Source organism: Streptomyces sp. NPDC097107 (genome assembly GCF_044762405.1).
GTDB classification, from domain to species: Bacteria; Actinomycetota; Actinomycetes; order Streptomycetales; family Streptomycetaceae; genus Streptomyces; species Streptomyces thinghirensis.
In genome coordinates this window covers 355633-373681 of sequence record NZ_JBIWEF010000009.1, presented here as the reverse complement: position 1 = coordinate 373681, position 18049 = coordinate 355633, and the positions used below count along the sequence as shown (strand labels likewise).

At 72.3% G+C, this 18049-nt stretch carries 19 protein-coding genes; 8 read left to right on the top strand and 11 right to left on the bottom strand.

The annotated features are described in order from the left end of the window. Nucleotides 1-62 precede the first annotated feature (62 nt). A complete protein-coding gene (locus tag ACIQ1J_RS23570; RefSeq protein WP_210961184.1) occupies nt 63-683 on the bottom strand; it encodes an L-threonylcarbamoyladenylate synthase in 621 nt (206 codons plus the stop codon). A 466-nt stretch (nt 684-1149) separates the two neighbouring features. Here ACIQ1J_RS23570 and ACIQ1J_RS23565 point away from each other — a divergent pair, with 466 nt between their 5' ends. Further along, nucleotides 1150-1386, top strand: a complete 237-nt coding sequence (locus tag ACIQ1J_RS23565) for a hypothetical protein (RefSeq protein WP_403559633.1) — start codon at nt 1150-1152, stop codon at nt 1384-1386. Between the two features lie 203 nt (nt 1387-1589). Continuing rightward, nucleotides 1590-3248 carry a catalase gene (locus tag ACIQ1J_RS23560; protein ID WP_403559631.1) on the top strand — a complete coding sequence of 553 codons (1659 nt, stop codon included), beginning with the start codon at nt 1590-1592 and terminating at the stop codon, nt 3246-3248. Between the two features lie 3 nt (nt 3249-3251). On the opposite strand, the gene ACIQ1J_RS23555 is transcribed toward ACIQ1J_RS23560, so the two are convergent. Next, entirely contained in the window at nt 3252-4121 is an 870-nt protein-coding gene (locus ACIQ1J_RS23555) for a fructosamine kinase family protein (protein WP_403559629.1), read from the bottom strand. A gap of 160 nt (nt 4122-4281) precedes the next feature. On the opposite strand from ACIQ1J_RS23555, the gene ACIQ1J_RS23550 reads away from it, so the two are divergent. The 3 genes from ACIQ1J_RS23550 to ACIQ1J_RS23540 all read left to right on the top strand — a co-directional run bounded on the left by ACIQ1J_RS23550 (nt 4282) and on the right by ACIQ1J_RS23540 (nt 6345). Then, on the top strand, nt 4282-4605 hold the full coding sequence (locus ACIQ1J_RS23550) for a hypothetical protein (protein ID WP_403559627.1): 324 nt from the start codon (nt 4282-4284) through the stop codon (nt 4603-4605). Between the two features lie 71 nt (nt 4606-4676). Then, nucleotides 4677-5468, top strand: coding sequence for a maleylpyruvate isomerase family mycothiol-dependent enzyme (locus ACIQ1J_RS23545; RefSeq protein ID WP_403559625.1), 792 nt, complete (start codon nt 4677-4679; stop codon nt 5466-5468). A gap of 331 nt (nt 5469-5799) precedes the next feature. Further along, a complete protein-coding gene (locus tag ACIQ1J_RS23540; protein ID WP_210961189.1) occupies nt 5800-6345 on the top strand; it encodes a hypothetical protein in 546 nt (181 codons plus the stop codon). A 371-nt stretch (nt 6346-6716) separates the two neighbouring features. Here the strand turns inward: ACIQ1J_RS23540 and ACIQ1J_RS23535 are convergent, their stop codons facing one another. Beyond that, nucleotides 6717-7961 (bottom strand): MFS transporter, encoded by a 1245-nt coding sequence (locus tag ACIQ1J_RS23535; protein WP_403559623.1) that lies wholly within the window; start codon nt 7959-7961, stop codon nt 6717-6719. Nucleotides 7962-8397: 436 nt separating this feature from the next. On the opposite strand from ACIQ1J_RS23535, the gene ACIQ1J_RS23530 reads away from it, so the two are divergent. Then, entirely contained in the window at nt 8398-9381 is a 984-nt protein-coding gene (locus ACIQ1J_RS23530; RefSeq protein WP_403559621.1) for an NAD-dependent epimerase/dehydratase family protein, read from the top strand. 69 nt (nt 9382-9450) lie between these two features. Here ACIQ1J_RS23530 and ACIQ1J_RS23525 read toward each other — a convergent pair whose 3' ends face one another. The 4 genes from ACIQ1J_RS23525 to ACIQ1J_RS23510 all read right to left on the bottom strand — a co-directional run bounded on the left by ACIQ1J_RS23525 (nt 9451) and on the right by ACIQ1J_RS23510 (nt 13766). After that, nucleotides 9451-10014, bottom strand: coding sequence for a hemerythrin domain-containing protein (locus tag ACIQ1J_RS23525; RefSeq protein WP_403559619.1), 564 nt, complete (start codon nt 10012-10014; stop codon nt 9451-9453). Between the two features lie 87 nt (nt 10015-10101). Continuing rightward, nucleotides 10102-10635 (bottom strand): DoxX family protein, encoded by a 534-nt coding sequence (locus ACIQ1J_RS23520; protein WP_403559617.1) that lies wholly within the window; start codon nt 10633-10635, stop codon nt 10102-10104. A gap of 153 nt (nt 10636-10788) precedes the next feature. Next, a complete protein-coding gene (locus ACIQ1J_RS23515; protein WP_403559614.1) occupies nt 10789-11280 on the bottom strand; it encodes a hypothetical protein in 492 nt (163 codons plus the stop codon). Next, nucleotides 11277-13766, bottom strand: a complete 2490-nt coding sequence (locus ACIQ1J_RS23510) for a molybdopterin-dependent oxidoreductase (RefSeq protein WP_403559611.1) — start codon at nt 13764-13766, stop codon at nt 11277-11279. The genes ACIQ1J_RS23515 and ACIQ1J_RS23510 overlap by 4 nt, the downstream gene beginning before the upstream one ends. Before the next feature lie 109 nt (nt 13767-13875). On the opposite strand from ACIQ1J_RS23510, the gene ACIQ1J_RS23505 reads away from it, so the two are divergent. Then, on the top strand, nt 13876-14514 hold the full coding sequence (locus ACIQ1J_RS23505; protein ID WP_210961196.1) for an N-acetyltransferase: 639 nt from the start codon (nt 13876-13878) through the stop codon (nt 14512-14514). Nucleotides 14515-14529: 15 nt separating this feature from the next. On the opposite strand, the gene ACIQ1J_RS23500 is transcribed toward ACIQ1J_RS23505, so the two are convergent. The 3 genes from ACIQ1J_RS23500 to ACIQ1J_RS23490 are packed head-to-tail and all read right to left on the bottom strand — an operon-like array spanning nt 14530 to nt 16246. Then, nucleotides 14530-15255 carry a metallophosphoesterase gene (locus tag ACIQ1J_RS23500; RefSeq protein ID WP_403559608.1) on the bottom strand — a complete coding sequence of 242 codons (726 nt, stop codon included), beginning with the start codon at nt 15253-15255 and terminating at the stop codon, nt 14530-14532. Beyond that, complete coding sequence (locus tag ACIQ1J_RS23495) at nt 15255-15551, bottom strand: BON domain-containing protein (protein ID WP_210961198.1); 297 nt, start codon at nt 15549-15551, stop codon at nt 15255-15257. Before ACIQ1J_RS23495 ends, ACIQ1J_RS23500 begins: the two co-directional genes overlap by 1 nt. Then, on the bottom strand, nt 15548-16246 hold the full coding sequence (locus ACIQ1J_RS23490) for a nucleotidyltransferase family protein (protein ID WP_210961199.1): 699 nt from the start codon (nt 16244-16246) through the stop codon (nt 15548-15550). Before ACIQ1J_RS23490 ends, ACIQ1J_RS23495 begins: the two co-directional genes overlap by 4 nt. A gap of 209 nt (nt 16247-16455) precedes the next feature. Here ACIQ1J_RS23490 and ACIQ1J_RS23485 point away from each other — a divergent pair, with 209 nt between their 5' ends. After that, complete coding sequence (locus ACIQ1J_RS23485; RefSeq protein ID WP_403559604.1) at nt 16456-16758, top strand: hypothetical protein; 303 nt, start codon at nt 16456-16458, stop codon at nt 16756-16758. 22 nt (nt 16759-16780) lie between these two features. Here the strand turns inward: ACIQ1J_RS23485 and ACIQ1J_RS23480 are convergent, their stop codons facing one another. Continuing rightward, on the bottom strand, nt 16781-17965 hold the full coding sequence (locus ACIQ1J_RS23480) for a PP2C family protein-serine/threonine phosphatase (protein WP_403559601.1): 1185 nt from the start codon (nt 17963-17965) through the stop codon (nt 16781-16783). Nucleotides 17966-18049 lie beyond the last annotated feature (84 nt).

Here is an 18049-nt window from a genome sequence, read left to right as displayed (position 1 = left end):
CATGGCCATCCTGGCACGCCGCTCCGGGGGAGTGCGGCGGACCCCCGGCGGTGGGCGGCCGGCTACTCGAACCTGGCCGTGTCGCCCGCGCCCCGCCGCACGATCTCCGCCGCACCGCCGGAGAAGTCGACGACCGTGGTCGGCTCGGTGCCGCAGTCCCCGGAGTCGATCACCGCGTCGAGCACATGGTCGAGCCGGTCCTTGATCTCCCAGCCCTGGGTCATCGGCTCCTCCTCGCCGGGCAGCAGCAGGGTGCTGGACAGCAGCGGTTCACCGAGTTCGGTGAGCAGGGACTGGGTGACGACGTGGTCCGGGATGCGTACGCCCACGGTCTTCTTCTTCGGATGCTGGAGCATGCGCGGCACCTCCCTCGTCGCCGGCAGGATGAAGGTGTAACTTCCCGGTGTCGACGCCTTGATCGCCCGGAACACGTCGTTGTCGATCTGTACGAACTGACCGAGCTGCGCGAAGTCCTGGCACACCAGGGTGAAGTGGTGCCGGCTGTCCAGTTGCCGGATCGACCGGATGCGGTCGATGCCGTCGCGGCTGCCCAGCCGGCAGCCCAGCGCGTAGCAGGAGTCCGTCGGATACGCGATCAGCGCCCCTGAGCGGACGCTGTCGGCGACCTGGGTGATGCTGCGCGGCTGGGGGTTGTCGGGGTGCACGTCGAAGTACTTCGCCATTCACCGAGCTTATGCCCGCCGGCGGGCGCCGCGCCGACAGGCCCGGTCGGCGGCTCGGCCGCCGCCCGTTCCCGGATCGTCGCGTCCGCCGGAAGCACTCGGCCCAGGCCGGGGACGTTACCGCATGGCTGAGCGCGCACCGCGTGTTCACCGGCCCCGGCTCTCCACTGCCGTGCCCCGTCCTCTCGGCCCGCCACGTCGGCCTTCTCCTCGCCCTCGTCCTGACCCTGGGTTCGACGGACCGAGGGGGCACGACCGGAACGGGGGACCGGTCGCGCCTCCTCCGCCTTCTCCCCACCCGAAGGGGCCGGCACAGCCGCGCAGCCGAACCGGGATCATGGGACACGACCGACTGGGGGCCCGAGTCCGGGTGGCCGGGTCCGTGCCCGCGAACGCCGTGTGCCCCATGGCACCCCGGGTACCCGGCCGGCACTTCGGATCGAACACCTTGAAGGAGGAGGCCCGCATGACCAGCGGCACGGAGACCGGCGGTGTGACCGGCACGCAGGACAAGGACTACAACCTGATCTGGTACGTCGAGTCGTGCCTGAACAACGTGCTGCGCCTGGAGACGTACATCCAGGACGCGGAGCGCAACAAGGACACCGAGGTCGCGGAGCTGTTCCGCAAGGCGCAGTCGGACAGCCGCAAGGGCGCCGAACTGGGCAAGGGGCTGTTGCGCGCACGGCTGAACGGCGGCTGAGCGCGGTCCGCCCGCGAGGACCCGGACGCCCGGCGGCACGGGCTTCCGGGTCCTCGGCGTGCGATACGGGAAAAAACCGCAAATCGGTATGTGTCGGATGATGCGTCGAGGGGTACCCGGCCCGCCCATCTGCGCGGCCGACGGCCGCCTCGCAGCTCAGGGCCGCGTCCGAGGCCGGCCACGAGTCGAAGGAGCCCACGAACATGACGGACGTATCGAGCCAGGGGCCCGCCCCGGGCGACGACCGCAAGGTGCTCACCAACCGGCAGGGGCACCCCGTCTACGACAACCAGAACCAGCGCACCGTCGGCGCCCGCGGTCCCGCCACGCTGGAGAACTACCAGTTCCTGGAGAAGATCAGCCACTTCGACCGCGAGCGCATCCCCGAGCGCGTCGTACACGCCCGCGGAGTGACCGCGTACGGCTACTTCGAGGCGTACGGCACCTGGGGCGACGAGCCGATCGACCGCTACACCCGGGCCAAGCTGTTCCAGGAGCGGGGCAAGCGCACCGACCTGGCCGTCCGGTTCTCCACCGTCATCGGCGGACGCGACTCCGCCGAGACGGCCCGCGACCCCCGCGGCTTCGCGGTGAAGTTCTACACCGAGGACGGCAACTGGGACCTCGTCGGCAACAACCTGGCCGTCTTCTTCATCCGCGACGCGATCAAGTTCCCGGACGTCATCCACGCCCTCAAGCCGGACCCGGTGACCTTCGAGCAGCAGCCGCGGCGCATCTTCGACTTCATGTCGCAGACACCCGAATGCATGCACATGCTGGTCAACCTGTTCAGCCCGCGCGGCATCCCGGCGGACTACCGCCACATGCAGGGCTTCGGTGTCAACACCTACAAGTGGGTCAACGCCGCCGGTGAGACCAAGCTCGTCAAGTACCACTGGATGCCCAAGCAGGGCGTCCGCAGCATGACCGAGGAGGACGCCGCCAACGTCCAGGCGCAGAGCCTCGGCCACGCCACCAAGGACCTCTACGACGCGGTCACGCGCGGCGACCACCCCGAGTGGGAACTGCTCGTCCAGATGATGGACGACCACGACCACCCGGAGCTCGACTTCGACCCGCTCGACGACACCAAGACCTGGCCCGAGCAGGAGTTCCCGGCGAAGCCGGTCGGCCGGATGGTGCTCGACCGGATGCCGGAGAACTACTTCGCCGAGAACGAGCAGATCTCCTTCGGTACCGGCGTCCTCGTCGACGGACTGGACTTCTCCGACGACAAGATGCTGGTCGGCCGCACCTTCTCCTACAGCGACACCCAGCGCTACCGGGTCGGCCCGAACTACCTCCAGCTGCCCGTCAACCAGGCCAAGAACGCGGACGTGCGCACCAACCAGCGCGACGGCCAGATGGCCTACCACCAGGACGGCGGCGGCGAGAACCCGATCGTCAACTACGAGCCGTCGATCACCGGCGGCCTGCGCGAGGGCGAGTACCCCACGCACGACGAACAGGGCCCGGAGATCCAGGGGCGGCTCACCCGCAAGCGCATCCCGCGCGCCAACGACTACATGCAGGCCGGGCAGCGCTATCTGCTGCTGGAGCCGTGGGAGCGCGACGACCTCGTGGCGAACTTCGTCGACCTGCTCTCCCAGTGCGACCGGCCGGTGCAGGAGCGCATGGTGTGGCACTTCCTGCTGGTCGAGAACGACCTCGGCCTGCGGGTCGGCGAGGGGATCGGCATCAGCCCGCAGGACGTGTCGGATCTTGAGCCGCTGGCCAGTCAGGACCTCACCGACGAGGACCGCGAGCGGCTGGCCAACCTCGGCAAGAACCCGCCGCGTGACGTCGCGGGCCTGACGATGACCCACTGCGTCCCCAACGAGCGGCACGTGGTGACGCGCTGACGCTCAGCCGGGGCGCCGTAGTGCCGTCCGGGCCGCCGTGAGGGCCTGCTCGGCGTAGCCGCGCCCGAAGAGTACGGCGTGCACCAGCAGCGGGAAGAGCTGGTGCACGACGACGCGGTCGGCCCAGCCGTCGGCGAGCGGCGCGGCCTCCTGGTAGCCGTCCATGATCCGGTCCAGGTGCGGGCAGCCGAAGAGGCTCAGCATCGCCAGGTCGGTCTCCCGGTGCCCGCCGTGCGCGGCCGGGTCGATCAGGTGGACCCACCCGTCGGCTCCCCACAGCACGTTGCCGTTCCACAGGTCGCCGTGCAGCCGGGCGGGCGGCTCGGCGGGCCCCGCCAGCTCGGGCAGCCGCTCGCAGACCCGCTCGACATCGGCCGCCTCGGCCTGCCGGAGGGTGCGGGCATCGACCGCGCGGCGCAGGTACGGAAGCACCCGGTGCTCCGCGTACCAGCTCGGCCAGTCGCCTCCGGTGACGTTCTGCATCGGGGCGAGCCCGATGTACGCGTCCTTCGGCCCACCGGGTGGCGCGGCACCGAAGGCCGGCGCTCCGGCGGCGTGCAGCGCGGCCAGGTCCCGGCCGAACCGGACCGCCGCCCCGGCACTGGCCCGGCCCTCTGCGACGCGGGCGGTGACCAGCCAGCGCTCGTCGCCGCCGCGCACCGCAGGGACCCGCACCGTGCGGGCGTCGGCCAGCCAGCGCAGCCCGGCGGCCTCGGCCCGCGCCGCTCCCGCCCCGTCACCGCGTTTGACCATCACCGTGTCCCCGTCGTCGAGGGTGACTTCGGTGAGCGAACCGGACAGCGGGCGCTCACCGGCCACCGACCGGCCGGTGAACCGGGCCGCGGCGACCGAGGGCGAGGTGGTGGGACACACGGCGACCAGCCTAGGTCCTGTCGTCAGACTCCCGTCCGCCCGGAGGCGGACGGGAGTCTGACGACAGGACCTAGGAGCCCAGGACCGGGTTGCGGCCGGACTGGTGAAAAACGCCTGGTATGCCGATCGAACACCCCGGGCGCGGGGGAGCAGTGGGACTATGACCAGTTCAGCGTTCCATCGCACCATCACCTTGCCCGCCCCCGTGTGCGAGCAGGCCGCACAGCATCTCGAGCACGCGGTCCAGAAGGCCATCGACGGTGCGGCGACCCCCTGGCGCGCGTTCCGCGGGGCCGACGGCGACGCCTTCGCGTTCTCCGTCCCGGTCGTCGAGCAGGCCGCGGGCTGCCTCCTGGTGCTGGCCGCCGAGAGCGCCCAGAGCCTGCGTCCCTCCGCCCTGCGCGCCCTGATCACCGTCGCCCTCCATCTGCGGGACGCCGCCGAGGCGGTCCGCCGCCCGGTGCTCACCAGCGGGGCCTGGTGAGCACGGGCCCGATCCCGCCAAGCCGGTTGAACCCCGTGCTCCTGTCCTGAGCGTGTGCTTGTCTCTGCGGCATGGAGTACTCCCGTTTCCTCGACTGCCTCGCGGCCGACTACGACCGGCTGCGGGCCGTCGTCGACACCGCCGCCGATGCCCCGGTACCCACCTGCCCCGGTTGGACCGTCGCCGATCTGACCCGCCACGTCGGCGAGGTCTACCTGCACAAGACCGTCGCCATGCGGGAGGGCGTCGAGCCCGAGCCGTGGCCGCCGGAGGAGTTCGCCAAGGAGGAGCCGACGGCGCTGCTCGACCGTGGGTACACCGCGCTGCGCGCCGAGTTCGCCACCCGCGCTCCCGAGGACCCGGCCGCCGCCTGGTACGGCCCCGACCAGAGCGTCGGTTTCTGGATCCGGCGGATGGCCCAGGAGACCGTCATCCATCGCATCGACGCCGAACTGGGCACCGGGCGGGCTGTCGCGCCGGTCCCGGCCGATCTCGCCGTGGACGGGATCGACGAACTGCTCAAGGTCTTCGCCGCGTACTCCGTCGCCGAGTGGGGCGAGTACTTCACCGGCATCCTGGCCGATTCGCCGGGGCACACGTTCCTGGTACGGGCCGGTGACGCGGCGTGGCGGGTGCGGACCGGCCCCGGGGAGTTCGCCGTGACGGACGGCGCCGGCGACGGCACGGCCGACGTGACGTTCGGCGGCAGCCCGGAGGCCGTGCTGCGCCGGCTGTGGAATCGGGAGAGCGCCGACGGGGGCTCCGGGGGCTCCGGGGGTTCCGGGGACCCCGGGGTGACGATCGAGGGCGACCCCGAGGCGATCGAGGAGCTGCGGCGCTGCATCGTCGTGGCGACCGAGTGACCGGACGCCCGGCATGGGCCGGCGCCGCCGGGGCCGCGCGCCTATGAGGCGCCGGCGTGGGGGTCACGCCGTGTGCACGCCGTGTGCCTCCCCCGCCTGCGGCTGGGCGGCTCTCATGACGTGTGGCGTTGTCTGCGGCTGGGCGGTCCTTATGCCGTGTGCCTCCCCCCGCCTGCGGCCGGGCGGCTCTCACGCCGTGTGATGTGTCCGAGGCCACGCCGCCGAGGAGAGCCGGGCCATGTTCCACGCCGGGGCCCCGGGCTACGGTTTTCGTGTCCTCCACGACGACCAGACTCCCTGTCCCACGACGAGCAGTTCGGACGGCCCGGCAGTGCACGCAGATCTCTCCCCCGTCATCGCGGCGACCGCCCAGTGGCTCACCTGCGCCTACCCGGCGTCCGGCGGCGCGCTGGCCTGCGCCCTGGGTGAGGTGCAGGCGCGGCAGGCGGTGACGGTCGCGGCCCGGCTGCGCTATCCGACCCCGATGGACGTCGCGCTGCTGGGCGTGGCGGGCCCCGGAGGCTCCGCCCGGCTCGACTGGATCACCGGCGCGGACGGTACCGCTGCTGCCGACCCGGACGGGGATGCCTGGCGGACCTGGGTGGACGAGGTCGTCGCGAGCTGGGCGGCCTGCCTGCTGACCGACCCGGAACTGGCCGCCCTGGCCGTGGCGGCGCTGGCGGACGGTGACGGCGGCCCGGTGGCGGGCAGGCCGTGCGGTGCGCCGGTGGAGTTCCGCCGCCTGCTCGCGCCCGACGAGCAGGACCGGCGGGCGGCGACGCTCCTGCGCCATCCCGACCTCGCCGCGCCTGTCGCCGAACTGCACCACGCCCAGCTCGTGGCCCGACTGGACCCCGGCCGGGCGCTCGTCGCCTGATCCGTGTACCTGCGGTGGCCTGCGCGGGTTTGGTGGGGGTGCGGGTAGCGCGGGCCGGTTCGTTGCGGGTCGGGGCCGTGCCGGGGGTGTCCGCCCGCAGCGGTTGGCGCGTCAACGCCGGCACTTCTGCGGCCGACCCGTTCCGCGCGCCGTTCCGAGGACGGACTCCCCCCGGCACGTCCCCTTCTCGCCGTACGCGGCTACCGGATTCCCCGTCCCGCTGCGGGCAGTCGTGCCGTCGTACCCCGTGGCTGCGGGCAAGTCGTGCCTCCCCCAGCGCCTGAACGGCCTGGGAGGTACCCCCAGGGGCGGCACGGGTGGGCGCGGCGGCACCCTGTAGCGCCGGGCGGCGGCACCCACTTCCGTCCCGCTCAGGCGGCCGTCCCCAGCGCCGCCTGCTCGGGCACATCCGCGTCTTTGGCCCGTACCGCCACCGGGGCCGTGAACCGGCGTTCCCGCAGAAGGTGCCCCGCACCGATGCTGCCGGCGATGATCAGTCCACCCGCGATGAGGGCGCCGCGTGCGCCGGCCAGCTCCATCAGCAGGCCCAGGGCAGGTGGGCCGCCGAGGCTCCACACGGTGCCGATGCTGCCCCACACCCCGAGCACCCGGCCCCGCATGTGCGCGGGCGGGTCGGTCTGGAGCACCGCCGTTCCCGCGGTGTCGGAGACGGACTCCACCACGGCCATCGGCAGCACCATCACCAGGAGGACGGCCAGCGACGGCGACAGGCCGGCCACCACCTGGAGCAGCCCGCCCAGCGCCGCCAGCGCGCCCACGATCCGCACGGAGGGCCGGCGCAGCCGGGCGCCCAGGACGGCGCCGACGATGCCGCCGACGGCCAGCACCGTGGAGACCGTGCCGAACGAACCGGCGCCGCCCGCGAGCGGCCCGGTGACCAGGACGGCCAGGGTGAGCTGGTAGTTTCGGCCGAAGACCGCGCTGACCCCGGTGACGCCGGCCAGCGCCAGCAGGCGGGGACGGCGTGCGAAGAAGGCCAGCCCCTCGCGAACGGTCATGGTGTCCGCGTCGGCGCCGCGCTTCACCGCCCCGGTGTGCCTGACCGCCCCGCGCGCCGGACGCAGGAAGGGGATGACCGAGGCCACGAACAGGAACGACAAGCCGTTGGCGGCGTAGGCGGCGGCCGTACCGAGGAAACCGACCGTCACCCCGGCCAGCGCGGCCCCCGTGAGGCGGCCGGCCTGGTGGACCAGCGCGCCCACGCCGATCGCGGAGGGCACGTCCTGGGGCGGGACGAGGTCGTTGCCCAGCAGCGAACACGCCGGGCCGTCGACGGTGGCGATGACTCCGGTGACGGCGGCCAGCAGCATCAGGGAGGTCACGTCGAGCCGGTCCAGTGCCACCATGAGCGCCGTCACGAACGCGACCGCGCCGAGCAGGGCCTGGCTGACGGCGGCGGTCAGCTTCCGTGGCCAGCGGTCGACGGCCGCGCCGCCGAAGACGCTGATCAGGAGCGCGGGCGCGGCCTGGACGGACATCGACAGACCCGTCGCGGCGGCGGACCCGGTGATCTGCAGGACCAGCAGGTTCTGCACCGTGAGCTGCATCCACGTACCGGCGTTCGACACGAAGTTCGCGACCGACCACCAGCGCATGCTGCGGTATCTCAGGGACCGCCACGGCGAACGGGACGGTGCGGAGACGGAGGCGGAGGTGTGGGTAGGGGCAGGGGAAGAAGACACAGTGCGCCACTCGAAGACGAGTCGTGAGACCCGGAAGGGAAAGGGACGGGAGCTGAGAAGGCCGGCTGCGTTGCGCGGCCACTCCACTGAGCCGGAGACGGCGCCGACCATCGTGGCAGAAGGGAACGGCGAGTCATTGCCGGTCCCCATCCCCGGGCCGGGGCCGGAGGGGCCAAACTCCTTCACCGTCAACTGATTTGGTGAGGTGAGTGGGTTTGATCACAGGCTCTGGAGCCTCACGGACAGTGACGGCAGGGGGCGCAGTAGACGTCAGAGCATGAAAGCGACTCGGTGGGGCACCCGGGGCCACGCTCCGTCAGCGTTTCGCAGAGGAAGAAGGGTCGTCCTCATGATGTCGATGGCGGCGTCCAGCCCGCCCTGGAACCATGTCCTGGTGACCGGCGGCGCAGGGTTCCTCGGTTCACATCTGTGCACCCACCCGCTCGATTCGGGTGTCGAAGTCGACTGCCTGGACGATCTCTCCACGGGGCGGGCGGAGAAGGTGGCCCACCTCGCCGGCCGGCCCGGCTTCCGCTTCCTGGAACGCGACATCTCCGACCCCGACTGCTCGGAAACTCCGGCCGGCTCCTACGACCTGGTCCTGCACCTGGCGGGTCCCGCGTCCCCGGCCGCCTGGCCGGACCGGCCCGTGGAGGTCCTGGACGCCGCCAGCCTCGGCACCCGCAACGCGCTGGCCGTCGCCGACCGGGACGGTGCCCGGTTTCTGCTCGCCTCCTCGCCGCCGGTGCCGCCCGCCGCCGACCCGGTCGGTCCGCACAGCGCCTGCGCCGAGGCCGTCCGGTTCTCGGAGGCTCTGGTCGCAGCGCACGCGGGCGCCCGCGGCTCGAACGCCGGCATCGTCCGGCTGTTCACCGGCTACGGACCCGGTATGCGCACGGACGCCGGTGGAACCGTGGCGGGCTTCATCGAGCAGGCCCTCGCCGGCCGGCCCGTCACCGTCCCCGGGGACGGCAGCCGGAGGCACCCCCTGTGCTACGTCGACGACATGGTCGACGGCGTGCTGCTGGTCGCGGCCGGCCGCTCGGTGCGGCCCGTGGACATCGGTGGCGACGAGGAGCCCACCGCCGCGGAGATCGCCCGCCTGGTGATCGACCTGACCGGGTCCGACTCGCCGCTGACGTTCGTCGACGGGGCGGGGGCCCGGCCTGCCGAGCCCCGGCCGGTCACCGGCTTCGCCCGCGAGATCTTCGGCTGGCTGCCGAGTGTGACCTGGCAGGACGGACTGGAGCGCACGGTCGCCTCGCTCCGCGGCCTGGCCGAGACGATCCCGACGACGGCGGCGCCCGGGAGGGCGGGGGAGTGGTGGGCCTGAACGCCGTGTGAGGGCCCGTCGCCTTGGCGACGGGCCCTCACATCACACGGCGTTCGCGGACGGGTGCGCTCAGCCGGACTTGCCCCGCCCCGACATCGCGTCCCGCACCCGGTCGACCATTCCCGCACCGGGCGCCAGGAGCTTGTTCATCGGGGGCTTGTCCGGCGCGGACGGGTGCGGACGTGTCGGCGCCGTCTTCTTCGCCTGTCGGACCTTGTCGCCCAACTCGTTCAGCGCGTCCGCGGGGCAGGCCTCGCGGAGCCGCGGGAAGAGGTTGCCCTCCTCGTCGGCGACGTGCTCACGGATCTCACTCATCAGCTTGCCGATCAACCGGTCGAACTCGGCGTCGTCCGCCGCGCAGCCCTCCAGGTCCTTCATGATCTGCTCGGCCTCGGCGTGGTCCTCGAGTTCCTTGTCCGCGAGGGCACCTCCGTTCGCCACGTGCTCACGGACGGCCGGATAGAGATACGCCTCCTCCGCCACCGAATGCCGGATGAGCTCGATGGTGGCCTGATCGGCGTACAGCTTGCGGTCCTTGTGACCGGACGGCAGGGCCTCGATCTTGCCGAAGAGCTCCTCGACCTCACGGTGATCGGTCGTCAGCTCGTCGATGACGTTTCCTCCGTGTCCCATGCTTCACCTCCATCAGGTCGTGGCGGTTACGGGACCGACCCGCCACGGACGTCGGGTCCCCCCACACTCAGTGGGCTAACGCCCCCTTCAGCTGCCCAGCTTGGCCCGGATACCACCCGCGGCCGCCGCGGGACGTGCCGCGGCCCGGACCGACCGGTGCACCAAGTGGGCGTCGTGCCGCAGGTCTTGGGCCGCGTGTCGGCCGCGCCACAGCAGTGAGGGGGCGCTGCCGGTGTCGTCGGCCGCGATCAGCAGCCCGCCCATCATGGACAGGTTCTTCAGGAAGTGGATGCGCTGCTGGGCGCGGTCGGACGCGTCCTCCGCCTCCCAGTAGCGGTGCGCCGCCAGCGTGGTGGGGACCAGCGTCGCCGCGAGGGCCAGCGCGGCCAGTCGCGGGCAGCGGCCGAGCCCGAGCAGGACCCCGCCCGCCACCTGGACGGCGCCGTTGAGCCGTACGAGTTGTTCGGTGTCGTCCGGCAGCGCCGCCACGCGGTCCGCGACCGGCCGCACGATCGGCTCCGCCGCCGGGGCCACGTCCGCGGGCCGGCGCAGGGCGTGCAGACCGCCCGCGACGAACATCGAGGCGAGCATCGGGCGGCCGACCATACGCAGAAGACTCATGACACTCTCTCTCGCTTCAATCCATGGGTGTCGGAGGTTGCCGAGGGTGTGACGCCTACTGGGATCATCAGGTGCCCGGACCCGGCGGCGCCATTCGGCGTCCAGCGCGGTACCTGCGCTCCCCGGCACCGCGCCGCGCCGGGGCCGCGCAGGTCACAGGCTGTTGAGGAGCTGCGGCGACAGGTTCTTGATCATGGTGTTGGTCCAGCGCATCTGGCGCAGTGTCCGCGGGTGGCAGGCCGAGGCCAGCCCCAGCAGTTCGCTGTCCCTGGACGCCTGGGCGGCCTGGGCGAGCATCTCCCAGTGCAGCGAGTTCTCCGTGGCGGCGATGTGCAGCTCCCGCAGGTCGCGCAGGAGCAGCAGGCCGGGCTCGGGCCGGTGCACCACCGCCTCCGACGCCTTCTTCCGCAGCGTCGCGAAGACGCCGTCCGACGAGTGGTCCGGCGGTTCGCCGAGCCTCACGTCGTAATGCGCGGCGACCTCGGCCAGCCGCCGGACGTGTTCACGCGACCAGGCGGCGAGGTCGGTGGCGACGTGCTGGACCTCGTGCTCGGTGCGGTGCCGCTCGGCGACGCTCACCAGGTCGTGTGCCAGGTGCCGTTCGCCGCGGTGCAGGGCGCGCAGGGTCAGGGTGATGCCGTTCACTGGGCGCCTTCCTCACGGCCGTGCGGGAACCCGGTCGGTGTCTGTGTCGTGTGCGCCGCCGGTCCGCCCGCGGTGGGCGTCGCGACGCCGGGGGTGGCGGGCGCCGAGGCGGCGGTGGTCGGTGCCGGGGACGCACTGCCATCGCCGCGTTCCACGAGGGTGAGGCCGGCGGTGGCCGTCTTGAACAGCGGCTGCTTGGAGGCCGGGTCCCAGTCGGTGACGGTCGTCTCGTTCGCCGCCCGTCCGGGAGTGTCCGGGCCCGGTCCCGAACCGTTCTCGGTGTCCCAGTAGCCGTAGTGGAACGGCACGAACAGCAGGCCCGGCCGGATGCCGGTCACCCGCAGCCGCCCCCGGAGCGAACCGCGCCTGCTCGTCACGTCGACCAGGTCGCCCTCGCCGAGGCCGAGCCGGTCCGCGTCCGAGGTGGAGATCTCCACCCACACGCCCGGGGCGGCGTCGCGGAGCTGGGGTGCCCGCCCGGTCTTCGTACGGGTGTGGAAGTGGTAGATCGTCCGGCCGGTGGTGAGCTGGAACGGGTACTGCTCGTCCGGCTCCTCGTGCGGCGGCCGGTAGGCGGCGGCCTTCAGCATCGCCTTGCCGTCGGGGTTGAGGGAGCGGTACTCGACCACCTCCTGCGACGCCCCGGTCTCCAGATCCTTGCCGTAGCTCTCGCACAGGTCCGGGTGGGCCCAGCTGATGCCCTCGGTGTAGAGGCGAGCGGTGCCCTCGGGTGACTCCTCGTCGCAGGGCCACTGGATACCGCTGGTGTCGCGCAGCTTGGCGTAGGACAGGCCGGTGTAGTCGCAGGGGCGGCCCGCGCTGCAGCGCTTCCACGCCTCGAACGCCGACTCGGGGTCGTCCCAGGTGATCAGCGGGCCGCCGTCCTTGTCCCGGAAGTCCATGCGCCGCGCGTAGTCCAGGAAGATGTCCAGGTCGGGTTTGGCCTCGCCGGGCGGCTCGACCGCCTTCTCCGACAGGTGCACCGTGCGGTCGGCGTTGGTGAGGGCGCCGGTCTTCTCGCCCCAGGTGGCGGCGGGCAGCACCACGTCGGCCAGTTGCGCCGTCTCCGTCAGGAACAGGTCCTGTACGACTGTGAACAGGCGTTTCTGCGTCAGGATCGAGCGGATGCGGGACAGTTCGGGCAGTGACACGGCCGGGTTGGTGCCGCTGATCCACAGCATCCGGATCGAGCCCTGCTCGGCGTACCGGTACATCTGCATCGCGTGCGTGGGCGGCGCGTAGTGCGGGATGGTCTCCGGCTCGACGTTCCACACCTTCGCGAGGTCGGCGACGTGGGAGTCGTTCTGCCAGTTGCGGAAGCCCGGCAGGTCGCCGTTGGCGCCGCACTCGCGGGTGTTCTGGGCGGTGGGCTGGCCGTTCATCTGCAGGAGGCCGGCGCCGGGGCGGCCCAGCATGCCGCGGATCAGGTGCAGGTTGTTGATCTGGACCGCTGCCGCGGTGGCCTGGTGGGACTGGTAGACGCCCTGGAGGACGGTGGAGACCAACGCGTCGGTGGTACCGACGAGTTCGGCCGCCTCCTCGATCCGGGCGGCGGGGACGTCGCAGATGTCCGCGGCCCACCTGGGCGTGCAGTCGGCGACGCGCTCGGCCAGCTCCTCGAATCCCACGGTGTGCGCGGCGATGAAGCCGCGGTCGATCCGGTCGTGCCGGATCGTCTCGTGCAGCAGCGCGTTGAGCAGGGCGACGTTGGTGCCGCCGCGCGGCGCGAGGTGCACGGCGGCGTGCCGGGCGACCCGCGTGGGGCGGGGGTCCACGCACAGCAGGCGCGGTGGATCGGCCCCCTCCATCCGGTCCAGCAGCCGCATCCACTGCACGGGCTGGGTCTCGGCGATGTTGTGGCCGAACAGCGCGACCACGTCGGCGTGGTCGAAGTCGTCGTAGCTGCCGGGCTGTCCGTCGCAGCCGAAGGTCTCCTTGAGCGCCTCCGCGGCCGTCGCCGTGCACATCCGGGTGTTGCCGTCGAGGTGGTTGGTGCCGATGCCGGCCCGGGCGAGGACCGCGAGCGTGTAGTACTCCTCCAGGAACAGCTGCCCGGTGGTGTAGAAGCCGATCGAGCCCGGTCCGCGCTCGTCCAGCAGTTCGCGGGAGCGGGCGGCGACCAGGTTCATCGCCGTGTCCCAGTCCGTCTCCTCCAGCCGCCCGTCGCGCCGGACCAGCGGCCGGGTCAGCCGGTCCCGGGAGGCGTTCGCCTGCCAGCCGAACAGGTCCTTCGGACCGAGCCGGCCGCGGTTGACCCGGTCCACGTCCCGGCCCCGTACGCCCACCATCCGGCCGTCGGCCACCGCGATGTCCATGGCGTCGCCGTCGGAGTGCAGGATCGACGCCGACTGCACCCACTGCTGCACCGCCTCGGGCTCCACCCCGTCCGCGAGGAACGTGTCCACCCGGGCCGGCCAGGTCTCGTGCCGCCCGTAGGGCACTCTGTCGCCCCACGGCTGCGCGATCCGGTCCGCGCTGTCCTCCATTGCCGGCCTCCTGCCAACCGTCGTCACACTGCGGGCCGCCGGGTACCCGGGCGCCACCGATCGAAGCGGACCACTTGTGGGAGCGCTCCCAGGCGGGCAGGATGCTGCGGTGACCCCGACAGCCGCCGTACGCCCGTACCGCCCCGCCGACGCCCCGGCCCTCGACGACATCTGCATCCGCACCGCGCACAACGGCCGGGACAGCCGGCCCGTGTACGCCGGCCCCGCCGTCCTGCCCGCCATCTTCGCCGCCCCCTACGTCCACCTGGATCCCGACCTGGCCTTCGTGCTGGACGACGGACAGGGCCGGGCGGTCGGCTACATCCTCGGCACGGCGGACACCCCGCGCTTCGCGGAGGAGTTCCGGGCCAAGTGGCTGCCGCGGGTCGCCGACCGGTATCCGGCACCGGACGGCCCGCCCGGCTCCCCGGACGAGGTCATGGCCGGACTGCTGCACGACCCGGAGCGGATGATCGTCCCCGAACTTGCCGCGTACCCGGCCCATCTGCACATCGACCTGCTGCCCGACTGGCAGGGCCGCGGACACGGCCGGGCACTGATGCGCGCGTTCTGGCGGGCACTGCGGGAGCGCGGGGTACCGGCCGTCCACCTGGTCATGGCGACGGCCAACACGCCGGCCAGGGCCTTCTACGACCGGATGGGCTTCCACGTGATCGAGGCGGCGGGCATGGACCCCGCGGACGTCACCTGCCTCGGACGTACGACGGAGGACACCGGCCGGACCTGACGCGCGGGGCGGCGGTCAGGCGGTGCCCAGCCGGTAGACGTTGAAGGCCCGGCGGATGACGGGCTGGGCCACGTTGCGCACCCGCACGCCGCCCGCCGTCATCCCGTGCTCCGAGCCCAGGTGGGCGTGGCCGTGGACGGCGAGGTCCGCACCGGCCGTGTCGATCGCCTCGGCCAGGAGATAGCTGCCGAGGAACGGGTGGATCTCCGGCGGCTCCCCGGCGAGCGTGTCGGCGACCGGGGAGAAGTGGGTCAGCGCCACCCGGGCCGCGCAGCCCTCGTCGTCCAACTCCTTCAGCGCGGCGTGCAGGCTGTCCGCCGAGCGGCGTGTGGTGCGGACGAACTCCTTCATGATCGGCTCGCCGAACTCTCCCGCGCTGCGCCCCACGAAACCGCCGCCGAACCCCTTGGCCCCGGCGATCCCCACCCGGGCCCCGGCGCACTCCAGGACAGTCCCCTCACCCTCCAGGACTCTGACGCCGGCGTCCTGGAGGAGGGCGGTGACCTTCTCGGGCTGTTCGTCGTGGTGGTCGTGGTTGCCGAGCACGGCCACCACCGGCACCGGCAGGTCGCGTACCTCCTGGGCCACCACCCGCGCCTCCTCCGGCGTGCCGTGCCGGGTGAGATCCCCGGCGAGCAGCAGCAGGTCGGCACAGTCGGGCAGGGTCTCGAAGGCCGGCCGCAGCAGTCCCTGACTGTCCGGCCCCATGTGGATGTCTCCGACGGCGGCGACGCGGATCATCACAGCTCCTCCGCATGGTCGGGGCCGGCCGTCTCCGCCACCACGACGTCGGTGTGCACGGTGAGCCCGGCCAGCTCCTCGTGGGCGACCCGCAGCACCGTCTCGCGGCACTGCGCGGAGGGCACCGTGCCGGTGAGCACGATCGCGCCGGCCCGGATCTCGGCACGTACACCGAGCTCGCCGAGTTCCTCCGCGGCGAGCCGGTCGTGCAGGTGGGCCACCCGGTACTCGACGTTCTCGGCCGCGGCAGAGGTGTCGCTCGCCGCGGGTCCCCGGTGTGCGACGGGATCGCTCATCGCTGCTCCTCCTTCGCGGAGTGGGACGGGGAGATGATCTCCAGCCGTTCGAGGATGAAGAAGAACGCGGCGGGCATCGGGGCGTCCCCGCAGTCGCGGCGCAGTTCCTCCCAGTCGATCTTCTCCCGCAGCGTGCGGGCGATCGGCAGTACCGCCCCGAAGTCGCAGTGGTGCTCCGAGAAGGCCGCCAGCAGACCGCGCAGCAGATCGGTCGGCGACAGGACCGGCATGAGCACCGAGTCGACCGAGAGGTCCTGGGCCCGCGCCAGCAACTGTGTCGTGACGGGCTCGTGCGCCAGCTCGAAGATGAGGTCGACGTGCTGTCCCAGGCAGTTCGCCTTCAGCAGCCAGTCCTCGGGAGGTGTGTACACCGCCAGACCCGCCTCCCGCAGCGTCGCGGCGACGGCCTCCGCGTCGTCGGGCCGGATGCAGAAGTCGACGTCGTGCTGGAGGTTCTGGGTACCGCCGTGCGCGTACACGGCCACGCTGCCGGCCAGCGCGAACGGGTGCTCCTTCTTCTTCAGGATCGAGCCCACCTGCTTGGCCGCCTGAAGGATCGCCTGATTGCGGTCGAGCGGGAGATCCTCGTGGCGTGCGTCGTTCTGCGGGACGAGTTCTGGGTCCCCCGCTGCCAGACGGAGCTCGGAAACGCCGGCGCGCTGGTCGAGAGCGTGGTCGTCGGCGGGCTGCGTCATTGCTGTCCCCTTCCCGGGCTGTCGCCTTCTGCCGGGCCGGATCAGTCTGACTCGGACTGAAACGAAACGAATCAGTCGGAGCTGAGCGAGATGAATCAGACGGTGTCGGGCCGGTCCTCCGCTGAAGTTCCGGGTACCCGGCGCGGTAACGCCGACACGAACCCGTCCCGGAGATGAGGTGCCGGGAGGAATCCGGGCACTCGGGCGGCATGAACGACAAGCAGCGGACCGGACCCGAGGACCGCCGGACGGTGGAACGGCTGGTGGCCGCGTGGCTGGCGGAGACCGAGCAGCACGACCGTGCCGCGGCCCACGAGGCCCGCACCGGCTGGGAACGGGGCGCCCTGCCCGAGCGGGCCGCCCAGGACCTGGCCACCTGGGTCACCGCGAGGATCACGGACACCGGTTTCACCGAGGACGAGGGGCCCTACGTGGAAGGACCCGTCCGCATCACCCCGTCGGACAAGGACACCGTGCACGACTGGCTCCGTGCCCGAGGGCACCCGGTCTGACCTGTCGGGGACCGTGCCGGCGTCAGCGGGCCGGCGGCCGCCATTCGAACATCAGGATCGTCGCGTCGTCGCGCAGCCGCCCGCCGGTCTGCGAGTCGAGGATCGAGTGGATCAGGCGCCGCAGCGACTCGGGCGCCAGCTCGCCGCCCGCCGTGGCCCGGATGACGTAGTCCGCGAACCGTTCGAGCCCGAACAGCTTCTCCTCCCGGGTGCGCGCCTCCGTGACCCCGTCGGTGTACATCAGCACCCGGTCGCCGGGCTCGAGCCTCATCTCGTGCGTCTGGCGCGGCTCGGCGGACAGGAGGGCCGGAGCGCCCATCGGCGTATCGGCCTCCCGCTCAAGGGCGTCGACGATCAACTGCTCGCCCCGGATCAGGAGAGGCGCCGGATGCCCGCAGTTGCTCCAGCGCAGCAGGCCGGTCGCGAACTCCAACTGGGCGAGGACCGCGGTGCAGTACTGCTCCGGCAGCCAGCGGGCCAGCGCGTCGTCGACGCACTCCACGAGCGTGGGCAGGTCGGCGCCGTTGCGCCGGGCGTTGCGGCAGGCGGCCAGCGCCACCGCGCTGGTCAGCCCGGAAGCCAGGTCGTGCCCCATGGAGTCGATGACCGAGACGTGCAGGGTCGTCCGGGTGAGCGAGTGGTCGAAGGCGTCCCCGCCGAGTTGGTAGGCCGGTTCGAGGACGGCCGTCGACACGACGTGCGCGTTGCCGATGGTGCGCGGCGGCAGAAACGCGCGGAGCATCTCCGAGGGGAGGTCCATCGGCTGGGTACGGGTGTGCGTGACGAAGGAGTCCTCGAAGGCCCGCTTCGAGGTGATCATCATGGCCAGCAGCGAGGCCAGCGTCCGGCCCCGGGTCAGGGTGGCGGAGGTGAGCGCCGACGAGTGCACCGCCAGCACGCCGAGCCGCTCGGCACCGTCCACCAGGGGCAGCCACGCGATGACGCCGCCCGTGTCCGACTCCTCCACACGCAGCGCCTGGGTGCGGTAGGCCCAACCCGCGAGAGAGCCGTCGACGGGGATGGCCGACGCCACGTCGGTCTGCGGTACGAGGTGCCGTTGCTGCAGGTCGGCGAGGTAGACCACCGCGTGCTGGATATCCAGCGCCTTCGTGCACCGGGCCACCGCGCCGGCCAGGTCCAGGGTCAGATGGGCCGGATCGGCGAGGAACTCCTGCAGCAGCGCATCGCACGCCTCTGGAGTCGGCACCTCGTCTCCCCTCGTCGAGAAACCCGTCGTGGCGGGGCACACTGCGCAGCAGTCTGACACCGGGCGCCCCGCCCCGCCCGTCGA